The following is a 12,640-nucleotide window of genomic DNA, read 5'->3' on the forward strand; positions in this document are numbered from 1 at the left end:
CATCTAGCGGTCGTTGTCGGCTATCAGGGAAAGGCCTATAGCAGCGCCCTCTCCAGTCGCTGCTTGCGTTGCTCCCAGTCCGGCATCACCTGGCCGAGCAGCTTGAAGAATCGCGCGTCATGGTCCCGGTGCTTGATGTGGCACAGCTCATGGGTCACCACGTACTCGATGCAGGGGCGCGGTGCGCGCACCAGATTGACGTTCAGCGTCATGCTGCCGGCGCGCGACAGGCTGCCCCACCGGGAGTGCATGGTGCGTACGATCAGGCGCGGTGCCGGTGCGTCCTTGAAGTGGCGCAAGCTGCCGTCCAGCACTTCGCCGAACACGGCGCGGGCGCGGTCGAGATACCAGTGATGAAGCATGGCCTTGACACGCTGCGGCTCAGGCTCGCCAGCCACGCCGACGAGCAGCTGTCCGCGGGCAAGCTTCACCCCGGGCGTGTTGTTGGGCAACAGCTTCAGCCGATACTGCTTGCCAAGGTACAGATGCGATTCGCCGTTGATGTACTGCCGCGTCGGCGTGCGCGGACGATAGCGCTCGAATTCGGCCAACTGGCGGCTGATCCAGGCGGCACGTCTTTGCACCCGTTCGGCGATCAGGGGCTCGGGGCAACCTGCCGGCGCGCGCACGAGCACGCGGCTGTCGGGGTGCACCTCGATGGCCAATGTCCGCCGTGACGACAGAAACCTCACTTCGTAACGGATCGTGTCGCGGCCGTAGCTCAGCATCCCCGTCACAGTCTTCACTCCGTCATCCGGTGGCGGGCCAGCTGCATGGTCTTCTCGATGATCTCGTCCATCTCCTCGGTGGAGAGCGCGATGCCCTGCGTACCCCTGACCTCGTCGTAAAGGTAGTCATCGATCTCGTTCATCGTGCGCCGCTGCGCGTCGAGGTCGTCCCAGTAGCCCACCTTGCGGTTGCGCCGGAAGATGTGCCATACCGCCACCGCCGCCTCGACGGCAGCCGTCTGCGCCCGGTCGGCGTCGCCCAGGTGTCCCGCAACAAAGGGCTGCAGCAGGCCATAGACGGCGGCCGCATCGGCATCATCGGCCAGCCCGGGCGGCAGGTCGTCGCGCTTGCGTGAGACCACGGCATTCCGGATTTCGCTGACGCGCTGCAGGTACTCCAGATCGGACAGGCGCTTGGCTCGGTAGTCGTCGATGGCCTGCTGGATCAGCCGGGAGAACTTTTCGTAGAACGCGGGGTCCTGCTCCAGCCGCTCGTGGATAGCGCGCTTGGTGGCATGGGCGATCGTGTCGGCCTTGGCGCCCAGGTTCTTTTCGCCGCCTGCGCCCTGCTCCTCGACCACCTGCTGGAACGCGGCCTCGTCGAAGATGTTCACCGGCGCGTTCAGCTGCACTACTTCGGAGGCCGAGATGTGCGTGTCCAGCAGCTTCTGGATGCGCGGCTCGTAGTCGGTCCTGTAGTCGATCGCTTCGGCGTAGCGCAGCTTCACCGCCGCCTTCAGGTTGACGAAGCGTTTCAGGTCGTTCTTGTACGCGCGCAGTTTCTGCTCGGGCGTGTCGGCGATGAAACGCTCGCTCGAAAGGGCGATGGCCAGCGTCTTGGCATAGGCCGAGAGGCGCCCGTAGAAGTCGGCGCGCAGCTTCGCGTCGGCAAGAAGCAGTTCGAAAGCCTCCTCGTCTTGGCGGTTCTTTACCGTCTTGAACAGGTCCCACAGCTCGGCATGGCGCTGCGGCAGTTGACTGACTTCGTCATGGATCGAGGCCAGCGCACCTTCCAGATCGCCCGCATCAAAGCCATCCAACCCACTGTATGTGGTCAGCGCTTCGTCCAGCTCACCCAGCACACCCACATAGTCGATGACGTAACCGAAGTCCTTGGTCTTGCTGCCGGTCTCGTCCTCGTACAGGCGATTGACCCGCGCAATGGCCTGCAGCAGCGAATGATCCTTCAGCCGCCGGGCCAGGTAGAGCACCGTGTTGCGCGGCGCATCGAAGCCGGTCAGCAGCTTGTCCACTACGATCAGGATTTCCGGCTCGTCGCCAAACTTGAAGGCGTTGACGATCTGCTTGTTGTAGTCGTCTTCCGAGCCGTAGCGCTTCATCATGCGCTGCCAGAAGGCCACCACCGCATCGGTGGATTCCTCCGCATCGACCTCGTCAAAGCCCTCGCGCTCGTCCGGCGGCGAGATGATCACCTCGCTGGTGACCGCACTCAGCTCGTCCAGGAAGGCCTTATAGCGCAGCGCGGCCGCCTTGCTGGGCGCCACCAGCTGCGCCTTGAAACCGGTGCCCTGCCAGTTCTGGCGGTAGTGCTCGCTGATGTCGAAGGCGCGCATGTAGATCACCTGCTCGGCCTTGTTCAGCATTTCGGCGCGGGCGTATTTCTTCTTCAGGTCGGCCTTCTGCTGATCGGTCAGGCCCTGGGTGTGGCGCTCGAACCAGATGTCGATGGCGGCCTGGTTCTGCTCCAGCTCGACCATGCGCCCCTCGTAGAGCAGCGGCACGATGGCGCCGTCGGCCACCGCCTGGTCGATGGCATAGGTGTGGATCACCCCGCCGAACCTGGCCACGTCGCTCTTCTCGCGGGTCAGCAGCGGAGTGCCGGTGAAGCCGATGTAGCAGGCGTTCGGAAACATCTGCCGCATCCGCGCTGAATAGCTGCCCAGCTGGGTGCGCTGGGTCTCGTCCACCAGCACGAAAATGTCGGGCGAGGCATCGCTGAACTTTCTGTAGGCAAGCGCCTTGTCGAACTTGTGTACCAGGGTGGTGACGATGTGCGCCTTGCCATCGGACACCAGTTCCACCAGATGGCGGCCGCTCTCGGCCCGGTCCGGCGACAGGCCGCAGGCGGCGAAAGTGTTGCCGAGCTGCTTGTCCAGGTCCGCGCGGTCGGTCACCAGCACGATACGCGGATTGCGGATGGAAGGCTCCAGAGCCAGCGCGCGCGCCAGCATCACCATGGTCAGCGACTTGCCCGAACCCTGTGTATGCCAGACGATACCGCCCCGGCGCTTGCCGCTGTCGTCCGTCTGCCTGACCCGCCGCAGCACCTCCTGAATGGCGAACACCTGCTGGTAGCGTGCGATCTTGCGCACGCCGCCGTCAAATACGGTGAAGGCCCAGGTCATCTCCAGCAGGCGTTCGGGGCGGCACAGCGCGTAGAGCGCGCGGTCCTGCTCGGTCACCTGCCGGCCGACCAGGTAGGGCGCGGCCTCCTCGCGCACGCCCAGCCCGTCGAAGGCCAGATCGAACAGCGAGGCTTTCACCGATTCCGGCAGTGGGCGTTCCAGCAGCGGTGCCAGTTCCGCGTCGGCCACGTCCTCCTTCCACTTCGACCAGAACTTGGCCGGCGTGCCGGTGGTGGCATAGCGGGCCTCGTTCTTGTTCAGCGCCAGCACCATCTGCGCATAGGTGAACAGGCGCGGGATGTACTCGTCGCGCTGGTTGCGGATCACCTGCGAGATCGCCTGGCCCACCTCGACCTTGGGCGACTTGCACTCGATCACCGCGAATGGGATGCCGTTGACGAACAGCACCAGGTCCGGCCGGCAGGTCTCCACGCTGCGCGTGCGCTCCACCGTGAACTCGGCCGCCACGTGATAGACGTTGTTGGCCGGATTGCGCCAGTCCACGTAGTTCAGCGTGAAGCTCTTCTGGTCGCCCTCGATGGACTGTTCCAGCGCCACGCCCAGAGTGAGCAAGTCGTATACCGCCTCGTTGGTCTTGAGCAGGCCGTCGTACTTGACGTTCTTCAGCCGTTGGATGGCGCTCTGGAGGTTCTCCTCGCTGAACAGATAACTGCCGCCCTTGTGCTGGATGCGATTCAGCTTCTTGAGCTGTTCGCGCAGGACTTCCTCCAGCAACACGTTGCCGGCCTTGCCGCCGCGCGCGAACAGCGCCTGGGCAGGTGTCAGGTACCGGTAACCCAGGTTGACCAGCACCTGCAGGGCCGGGAGCTGGGAGAGGTACTTTTCGTCGAAGCGAAAGGCCTTCTCCGTAGTGTGATCGTTGGAGGCAGTCATCGGTCTCGTCTCATCGCAGGAGTGGTTACCACCAGTCCGAAAGCAGGCCGTTGGATGCGTGCCTGGCGGCAACCGCATCGATCTGCGCTTTGATGATCCGGTCCAGATCGGAGCCCTCGCCGTAGCTGGCGGGCACGGCGCAGTGGACGCGGCCATCGCTCATGTGCTTCTGCGCCTTGGCCTTTCCGCCCTTTTTGCCCGGCGTGTACACCGCGATGGAAAGCCCGCCCTGATCCTTGACCAGCCGGAAGCACGGGATATCGGTGTCTCCGTCGCCGATGAAGACCATGTTCTCGAACGGGACCGGGCGCTCGCGCTTGGGAACGACCTTGTTCACGGAAGCGTTGTCGGACAGGTCGTGCGCGCCCTTGTTGATCCGGAACAGGTACTGCGTCTTTGTGGTGTAGTTGATCGCCAATGCTGGCCAGTCGGCGACGCCGTTCTGGTCGAACATGTACTTGGATGCGTAGACCTGCGCGAACTTCTTCCTGATCGGCGTGCCGGCAAAGATCTCCTCGTTCCCGGACGAGATCAGCACATGCTGCAGTTCAACGGACTTTCCCTTGGCATACGCATTGACACGGTCGAACCACCCTTCCACGCCGTCGAACAAGGCGATTGATCGGCCTCGCGCCTTGAAGTCGCGCTTCCGGACTGCAACGCCACTGGCGCTCGCCTTCTTCAGCATGAGGTTCATGTAGACCAGGACTTCGTCGGCCTGGTGTTGTTTCGCCAGTTCTTTGACCTCTGCCCAAAATTCCTTCGGCGTCATTCCGATATCGGGAAGAAACTGGTGCTCCTGCATGTTCCCGGGGGCAAGCGTACCGTCGAAGTCATAGGCGATGGCCATGCGGGCGTGCTTCTTGCTCATTGGTTGTTTCCATCGAGATTTGAGGTGATCCGCCACCGGCCGGTCAACAGCTTCTGCATCAGGCCTCGCTTCTGGGTCTTCAGCGCCGCAACGGACTGGCCGAGCAGGTCGATCTCCTCGCGCAGTGCGTTGAGGTAACGGGCGATGGCGGCTTGCGTGTTGGTATCCGGCAGCGGAATCGTGATAGCCGCGAACTCGGAGAAGGACACGGTTTCGCGGACGCTGCCCTGGGCGCTGTTCTTGATGCGTTGGCGAGCCTCGTGGGAATTCAGCCAGTGGAGGAAATAGTCCGAGTTGACTTTTTCCTCATCGAGCCGGAACACGACATACATCGGGCTGAGCACACCATCGTCCCAGCCGTCGAGGCGGGCGATGGAGCCGACGTTGATGCGCGACGGGTTGTAGGCGTACTGCCCACGGCGCACGACCTTGTAATTGGACAGGTCGGCACTGGCGACGCGGCGCTCGAACTGGTCTTCGGGCAGCACGAAGCCGCGGGAGTTGGTCATGCTCAGCACGCGGGCTTCGTTGCCGCTTCGATTACGCGTGGAGACTTCTCCAGCAAAGGTGCCGACATGGGCGTGCGGGTGCTGGCCCCGGCTGATCAGGCACGACAGTTCGTGGCTGTAGTGTCGCTCCTTCGCCGCGATCAGTTGCTCGATTTTCTGGATGGCGGTGTCCCAAGTCGACAGAAGGCTGGCAATCTCCTGTTGGAGTTCAAAGTTTGGTAACGAGACACGTTGGCGCTTGAGGTTCTTGCCATTAATGACTGGAACGGTGCCGTCATTACAAAAGTGCTGTAGGTCTTGAAAGTCGAACCAGTAGTACAGGTATTCGGATGAGCAAGAGTGCGTATCCCTCACGGCCACAACGATCACGTTATCGTCTGTGAGGCTTGCGTGTCGAAGGATGCGCTTGTTGTTGTTTCTCAGTGCTGCACCAACTCGCGGGAATACGATGCTTCCAGGAGGAAATGGTTTCACGCCCATCTCTTCTATGACACTGTCATCAACGTAGTTGAGGGTCTTGTCGAGATACTTTGTATTTCCGTGAGCGTTGAGGTCGCCGACCTTTACGTACAGCCATTTTCCTGCCGCTTGACCTTGGTAGGTAGGACTGAAGGTGTAGCCCTGTTGCACCATTGCGATTTCGCCAAGTGGATATTCGTCGAAGTGGTGAGTTGTAGCTTGCCGAGTGGCGTTGTCTTTGCGCTTGGCGGTGGTTTCGAGTGTCATCTCTTCTTCCCCCGCCAGTTGCCTTCCATCTGTTGCCCGGACTGCTCCAGCCTCCCGGCCTCCTTCACCACGCGATCAAAGTCCGATTCGAGTTGATGCTCCTGGATCAGTCGGTATTTCTCGAATTCGCCCTCCGCATGATTTCTTGCGGCGTCGGCGCTGATGCGGCCGGCGTTGTCCAGAACCTCGCGGTCACTGAACTTCAGGAACTCGTCCAGCCGGTTGGCCCAGTCCTCCATGGTCATGGGAATGCGACGTTCGGCGCGGTCCTCGGCCATGTCCAGCCAGGCGTTGACGATGCGGCCCAGGGATTTCAGTTCGCCCTCGTCGAGGTAGTTCTTGGCGGTGCCGACATCGCTCTTGAGAATGCGGCCGCCGGGTGCGTTCTCCCAGCTCTTCAGGCCCATGTGCGGCTGGCTGGCGTCCGCTCGCTTGCGGATCAGCTCGGGGGCGGTGTGGCCGTGGATGGCGTAGTGCAGCTTGTTTTGCACCGTGGCGAAAAACTTCTTCGTGGTCGGGGCGCCGGGGTTGTAGTCCACGGCGGTGGCATAGATGTCGGTGATCTTCTGGTAGAAGCGCCGCTCGGACAGGCGAATTTCGCGGATTTCTTCCAGCAGCCGCTCGAAGTAGTCCTCGCCGAGAAAGGCGCCGTTCTCCAGGCGCTTGCGGTCCAGCACGTAGCCCTTGATGGCGAACTCGCGCAGCACCTGCGTGGCCCACTGGCGGAACTGGGTGGCGCGCACCGAGTTGACGCGGTAGCCGACCGAGATGATGGCGTCGAGGTTGTAGTGTTGTGCCAGGTAGCTCTTGCCGTCGGCGGCAGTTATCCGGATTTTCCGGACAACTGAATCCGCATCCAACTCATTGGATTCGAAGATGTTTTTAAGATGCTCGCTGACCGTGCGCACGTCCACGGCGAACAGCTCCGCCATCAGCTTCTGGGTCAGCCAGATGGTCTCGTCCTCGAAGCGGACCTGGAGGCTTTCCTCGCCCGCCTGGCGGGTGAAGATCAGGAACTCGGCGGTGCTGTTGCGGATGGTCAGGCCGGCGCCGCGCTTGTCCTTCTTCATACGCCCAGCTCCTTGAGGTACTGCTTCATGCGCGTGCGCACTTCGGCCAGTTCGCCTTCCAGGCGGTCGATCTCCTGCTCGACTGCGGCGACGTCGATCTCCTCTTCTTCCTCGAAGGTGTCGACGTAGCGCGGGATGTTGAGGTTGAAGTCGTTGTCGGCAATCTCCTGCAGGCTAGCGACGTGGGCGTACTTGTCCACAGGCGTCCGTGCACGGAAAGTTTCCAGGATGCGCGTCATGTGCTGGTCGAGCAGGGCGTTCTGATTCTTGCCGCTCTGGTAGTCGCGGCTGGCATCGATGAACAGCACGTCCTTGCAGTCCTCGCGGGCGCCACCATTTTCGCGGGCGCGGTCGAACACCAGGATGGCGACCGGGATGGAGGTGGTCGGGAACAGGTTGCCCGGCAGGCCGATGACGGCGTCGAGCAGGTTCTCCTCGATCAGAGCGCGGCGGATGCGGCCTTCGGCGCCGCCGCGGAACAGCACGCCGTGCGGTACCACCACGGCGACGCGGCCCTCCTGCGGCAGCGCGGTTTCGATCATGTGGGTGACGAAGGCGTAATCGCCCTTGGATTTGGGCGGCACGCCACGCCAGAAACGGTTGTAGCGGTCGGCCTGGGCCTCGGCAGCGCCCCATTTGTCGAGGCTGAAGGGTGGGTTGGCGACCACCACGTTGAAGCGCATCAGGCGGTCGGCCTCGATCAGGACCGGGCTGTTGAGGGTGTCACCCCATTCGATGCGGGCGGCGTCCTTGCCATGCAGGAACATGTTCATGCGCGCCAGCGCCCAGGTGCTGCCATTGGACTCCTGCCCGAACAGGGCGAAGTCGCGGCTGCTCTGCGCCTCAACCAGTGCCGCGGCTTCGATCAGCAGCCCACCGGCCCCGCAGGTCGGATCACAGATGCGGTCGCCGGGTTTTGGCGCGGCCAGCTGCGCCAGCAGCTTCGACACCTGTTTGGGCGTGTAGAACTCGCCCGCCTTCTTGCCGGCATCGGAGGCGAAGCGCTCGATCAGGTAGATGTAGGTGTTGCCGATCACGTCCTCGGACACGCGCGAGGGCCGAAGGTCGAGTTTGGCGAAGTCGCCAAGCAGGTTCTCCAGCCGGTTGTTGCGGTCGCGCGTGCGGCCCAGATTGGCTTCGGAGTTGAAGTCGATGTTCCGGAACACGCCTTCGAGCTTGGCCTTGTTGGCTTCTTCGATGTGATCGAGGACGATGTTGATCAGCTCGCCGAGATTGGCCGCCTTGCGGCGCTCGTGCAGGGCGTTGAAGTCGGCCAGGAAGCGGTCGGTGACCTCGCCGGTCTTTTCGTCCTTGAACTCGACGTAGGGGAGGATGAAGCGCTCGCGCTCCAGCTTGCGGCGGATGCGCTCCTCGTTGTCGCCGTATTCCTTCCTGTACTCGGCGTAGTGGTCGGTCCACAAGTCGCTGATGTACTTGAGGAATAGCATCACCAGGATGTAGTCCTTGTACTGCGCCGGATCGACGACGCCGCGGAAGGTGTCGCAGGCGGCCCAGGCGGTGTTGTTGACGTCTTGCTGGGAGAGCTGGCCGGTCATGGGGTGGTCTCGTGGGCGGATTTCATCAGGAGGTGTTGGGTGGCGCGCTGGCGCAGGGTTGCGATGCGGGCCAGCAGCGATTGTTCTCGGTCGACCAGGGCGGCGGTCTGTGCAATGTGTTGCTGTACGGCCAGCGAAGGCAGTGGAACGTCCAGTGCTTTCACGGCTTCAGCGCTGATCATCCGCACCGAGGTGCCCTCGGCCAGCGCGCCAAGTTGCGCTTGGGTGGCGGGCGCGTTGATGTACCAGCACAGGTAGGCGGGCAGTACCTTGTGGGGTCGGATCAGCAGCATTGGCGCCGCTAGCACGGCCGGGCCAATGCCTTTCAGCACTTGGGCTGCGTTATTGCTGCGGCCGCGCGAGCGAAACAGCAGATCGCCTTCGCGCAACAGGTGGCGGGTCTTGCCCGTGGGCAATGAAACCCGAATCGCGTCCTCGGCCTGCAGCAGGTTGGCGTCGTCGATGTCCTTCATCTGGATCACCGCGACGTCTCCCTCCGGGTCGTGTTCGAGGCGTGACCGGAACGGGTAGCCCATCTGTATGTCTGCAAGCTCGCCGAGATGCATGTTTGCAAAAACGCCATTACGACAGAATGCTGGCACCCTAGTCCTCGGGGTGACTCTTGTCAATACGTAGTAATGCGGTTTCTGCAAAACTAACCTAAGAGGCCGACCCCAACCGCCAGCCCAGCCCGAAATGCGGGTGGCATGCCGCGCCAGCGCGGTCTCGATGATCGCGGCGCTGCCGGCCAGGTGGGGTTCGCGGCGGGGCGGTCTAGCCCAGTGCGCGCGCGAGCACACGGTTGGACCGTTCGGGCAGCAGCAGCCAGACTTCGTCGAACTCGGAGCCTGGGCCTTGTGCAGGGTCATGGCGAAGGCGCTTTCGGGCGGGCAGGGTGGCGGGGTGGATGGGGCGCGGTTGCGATGTGGATCCTGGCCGGGGAACTAGCGACGAGATGGCTGTAGCCGTCGCGCAGGCAGATGCCGATGTCACCGTTGAGCAGGTAGTGGCGATAGCTGTTCTCGCAAATAAGGGATCGGGCTCATTTTTCCGAGTTGCCCACGCTAGCCTCCGCCTTCAACCACTCGCAGAAAGCATCGGCGCCGGGGTGGGGCCGGCCGCCATCAGGTCTGACAACCCAGAGTGCATACGCATTGGGCAGTGTCAGCCCGAAAGGCCTGACCAGCCGTCCGCGTTGCAGGTCTTCCTCGACCAAGGGGGCAACCCCGAGGGCGATGCCGTGGCCGGCGGTGGCGGCTTCCTGGGCGAGGTAGATGCTGTCGAAGACGGGGCCGTGGGTGGCGTCCACGCGTTTCGCGCCGGCGGCGTGCAGCCAGGCGGGCCAGTCGGGGACGCCGGGGCGGTCGGTGGCGCTGTCGTCGTGGAGCAGGGTGTGGTGGCGCAGGTCGTCGGGCGTGCGCAGGGGATGCGGGCCGTCGTGCGCCAGCGCGGGGGCGCAGACGGGGAATACCGGGGCGTCCATCAGGCGTTCGGCGACGACGTCGGTGTAGCCGCCCGGGCCGTAGCGGATGGCGATGTCGATGCCGCCGCGGACGAAGTCGGCGGGGTCGTTGCCGGTCTCGATGCGGAGCTTGAGCTCGGGGCAGTCGCGGTGGAAGCGGTGCAGCCGCGGCGCCAGCCACTTGGCGGCGAAGGATTCCAGGGTGCTGACGCGCAGGTGCGCGGCGCCGGGCGCGGTGGCGCGGTCCAGGGCGAGGTCGAGCTGCGCGAACACCTCGCCCAGCGATGCGGCCAAGGCCGCGCCTTGTTCGCTCAGTTCCACCACGCGGTGGCCGCGGTGGAACAGGGTCACGCCGAGATGGGCTTCCAGCCGCTTCACCTGGTGGCTGATCGCCGCCGGGGTGACGAACAGCTCGGCGGCGGCGGCCTGGAAACTCAGGTGGCGGGCCGCGGCCTCGAAGGCCCTGAGCGCGTTGAGCGGAGCGGGGTGGCGGGGCTTCACGTCGCGCGGGCCTGCGGTTGCCGGAGCCGCATCGTATCAGGACAGTTTTTCTAAGGTGACGTTGAAAACATATCGTTTGTCGCCGCCGGCCGCGCTGGAAATGATGGCCCGCATCGAAACGATGCATGCCCCCATGAGATACGAAACGATCGGTTCCAACGTGTTGATGTTCGTCGGCGACGATTACCAGTCGGTCGCCACCGCCTTCCTCGACGGTGACGACGTGCTGCTGGTCGATGCGCTCGGCAGCATGGACGATGCGCTCGCGCTGCGCCGGGTGCTGTGCGAGGAGCTGGGCAAGACGGTGCGTGTCATCGCCGCGACTCACTACATGAGCGACCACGGCGCGGCGATGTCGCTGTTCCCGGAGGCGCTCACGGTCGCGCATCGGCAGCATCGGCAGACGTTCCTGTCGCAGAACCGCTGCGTGCACGCGTTCTACCGCGAGCCGAAGCTGGTGTTCGACGTCGGCATGAGCCTGCGCTGGGGCGCGCACGAGTTGCACTTCGTGCACAACCCCGGCAAGACGGCGGACCACGTCAGCGTCGATGTGCCCAGCGCCGACCTGGTCTGCGCGGGCGACAACATCGTCGGCAACATCGTCTACCTGTCCCGCGCCGATCCGGTGATGCTCCGCGCGGCGATCGGACGCATGCGCCAGTTCGGCCGCGGCACGGTGATCGGCGGCCACATGGGCCGGTTTCCCGCGGTCACGCTCGACAATGCGGTGCACTATCTCGATCGGTTGCAGCAGATCGTCGTCGACATTCGCGCCTGCGTGCCGATGGACGGCGTCGCTGGCCGCGTCGCCGCGATCCGCATCGAGGACTGCGTCGCGCCGGGGGTCGAGCCGAGCGACTTCGAGCGTAAGTGGCATGGACACAACCTGGAGGTGATCGTGTCGCAGTCGGTGTTCGCGCTCGATGCCGCGGTGGCCGCACGGGAGGTCCGCGCATGAACCGCGACGATCACCCGTATCGCCACGGTCTGGGACGCCGGGCCTTCCTGTCCGGCATGGCGGGCCTGGCGGCATCGGCGCTGCTGCCCGGTGGGCGCAGCCTGGCCGCGGTGCCCGCCGACGGACTGCGCATCCAGCGCCTGGCCTGGGCCGGCATCCGCCTGCAGCTGCCCACCGCCACGCTGTTCATCGATCCGCTGGTTGACCGCGAGACCTGGGGCGACGCGCTCGGCGACGCGCTGGTGCCGGTCGACGATCCGCAGGGCAACGCCTATGTGCTAGTCACCCACGCACACGGCGATCATTTCGATGCCAAGGCGGTGGCGGATGCACTGGCCGCGGGTGGTGCCCTGGTGCACCCGGCGGGCACGAACCCGCTGCCGCTGCCGCCGAAGGCGCGGGCCTGGCCGAGCGCACCGTGGGAACCGCAACTGCTGGGCGACTTCACCGCGACCGCCGTGCCGGCGTCAGATGGCTACGGCGACCCGCAGATGTCGTGGGTAGTCTCGGCCGGCGGCCGCCGGATCTTCCACGGCGGGGACACCCTCTGGCATGGGCACTGGTGGCGGATCGGCCGCCAGTTCGGCCCGTTCGATGCCGCATTCCTGCCGGTCAACGGCGCGCGCTTCGGCTGGCGCAAGCCGGTCAGTGGCGAGCCCGGCACGCTGACGCCCGAGCAGGCGGTGGCCGCCGCGACGATCCTCGGCGCGCGCCGCCTGGTACCGATCCACTACGGCGTGTCGGGCATGGACGAGTACATCGAGGTCGCGGACCCGATTGCCGCACTGCGTCGCGCGGTGCGCGGGAGTGCAGTGCAGCTGCAGGTGCTGGCGCCGGGCGAATGGCTCGACTGGTCGGATTGAGGTGATGCCGGGATAGGTCCGGCCGCGTTGCAGGTCTTCTTCGACCGGCGTTTCGTCATGCAGCAGGGCATGGTGGCGCAGGTCGTCGGACGTGCGCTCTGTGCGATCTCGTTGCTCCATCTGAACCTCATTTCGT

The 12,640-nt window shown here is 64.3% G+C and carries 10 protein-coding genes and 1 pseudogene; 2 read left to right on the forward strand and 9 right to left on the reverse strand.

Translation table 11 applies throughout. From position 1 onward, the window contains the following. Positions 1–35 precede the first annotated feature (35 nt). From FKV23_RS00420 to gcvA, 9 genes and pseudogenes are all read right to left on the reverse strand, one after another. Positions 36–746 (reverse strand): M48 family metallopeptidase, encoded by a 711-nt coding sequence (locus FKV23_RS00420; protein WP_244244050.1) that lies wholly within the window; start codon positions 744–746, stop codon positions 36–38. Continuing rightward, positions 743–3,988, reverse strand: coding sequence for a type I restriction endonuclease subunit R (locus FKV23_RS00425; protein WP_141622090.1), 3,246 nt, complete (start codon positions 3,986–3,988; stop codon positions 743–745). The genes FKV23_RS00420 and FKV23_RS00425 overlap by 4 nt, the downstream gene beginning before the upstream one ends. Before the next feature lie 25 nt (positions 3,989–4,013). Continuing rightward, positions 4,014–4,859 (reverse strand): haloacid dehalogenase-like hydrolase, encoded by an 846-nt coding sequence (locus FKV23_RS00430; RefSeq protein WP_141624956.1) that lies wholly within the window; start codon positions 4,857–4,859, stop codon positions 4,014–4,016. Continuing rightward, positions 4,856–6,094: a restriction endonuclease subunit S gene (locus FKV23_RS00435; RefSeq protein WP_141622091.1), complete on the reverse strand. Its 1,239-nt coding sequence runs from the start codon at positions 6,092–6,094 to the stop codon at positions 4,856–4,858. The genes FKV23_RS00430 and FKV23_RS00435 overlap by 4 nt, the downstream gene beginning before the upstream one ends. Beyond that, positions 6,091–7,164 (reverse strand): virulence RhuM family protein, encoded by a 1,074-nt coding sequence (locus FKV23_RS00440; RefSeq protein WP_141622092.1) that lies wholly within the window; start codon positions 7,162–7,164, stop codon positions 6,091–6,093. The genes FKV23_RS00435 and FKV23_RS00440 overlap by 4 nt, the downstream gene beginning before the upstream one ends. Continuing rightward, positions 7,161–8,720 carry a type I restriction-modification system subunit M gene (locus tag FKV23_RS00445; RefSeq protein ID WP_141622093.1) on the reverse strand — a complete coding sequence of 520 codons (1,560 nt, stop codon included), beginning with the start codon at positions 8,718–8,720 and terminating at the stop codon, positions 7,161–7,163. Before FKV23_RS00445 ends, FKV23_RS00440 begins: the two co-directional genes overlap by 4 nt. Next, a complete protein-coding gene (locus tag FKV23_RS00450) occupies positions 8,717–9,286 on the reverse strand; it encodes a restriction endonuclease subunit S (protein ID WP_141624957.1) in 570 nt (189 codons plus the stop codon). The genes FKV23_RS00445 and FKV23_RS00450 overlap by 4 nt, the downstream gene beginning before the upstream one ends. 103 nt (positions 9,287–9,389) lie before the next feature. Continuing rightward, a pseudogene (locus FKV23_RS17405) lies at positions 9,390–9,753 on the reverse strand (exodeoxyribonuclease V subunit alpha); the annotation flags it as partial. Between the two features lie 9 nt (positions 9,754–9,762). Next, entirely contained in the window at positions 9,763–10,683 is a 921-nt protein-coding gene (gene gcvA, locus FKV23_RS00460) for a transcriptional regulator GcvA (protein ID WP_141622094.1), read from the reverse strand. 133 nt (positions 10,684–10,816) lie between these two features. Here gcvA and FKV23_RS00465 point away from each other — a divergent pair, with 133 nt between their 5' ends. Both FKV23_RS00465 and FKV23_RS00470 read left to right on the forward strand, forming a co-directional pair. Further along, the gene (locus tag FKV23_RS00465) at positions 10,817–11,641 is read left to right on the forward strand and encodes an MBL fold metallo-hydrolase (RefSeq protein ID WP_167284851.1); all 825 of its coding nucleotides are present in this window, start codon (positions 10,817–10,819) and stop codon (positions 11,639–11,641) included. Then, positions 11,638–12,504, forward strand: a complete 867-nt coding sequence (locus tag FKV23_RS00470) for an MBL fold metallo-hydrolase (RefSeq protein ID WP_141622096.1) — start codon at positions 11,638–11,640, stop codon at positions 12,502–12,504. The genes FKV23_RS00465 and FKV23_RS00470 overlap by 4 nt, the downstream gene beginning before the upstream one ends. Positions 12,505–12,640: the final 136 nt, after the last annotated feature.

The organism is Lysobacter alkalisoli, from assembly GCF_006547045.1.
GTDB classification, from domain to species: Bacteria; Pseudomonadota; Gammaproteobacteria; order Xanthomonadales; family Xanthomonadaceae; genus Marilutibacter; species Marilutibacter alkalisoli.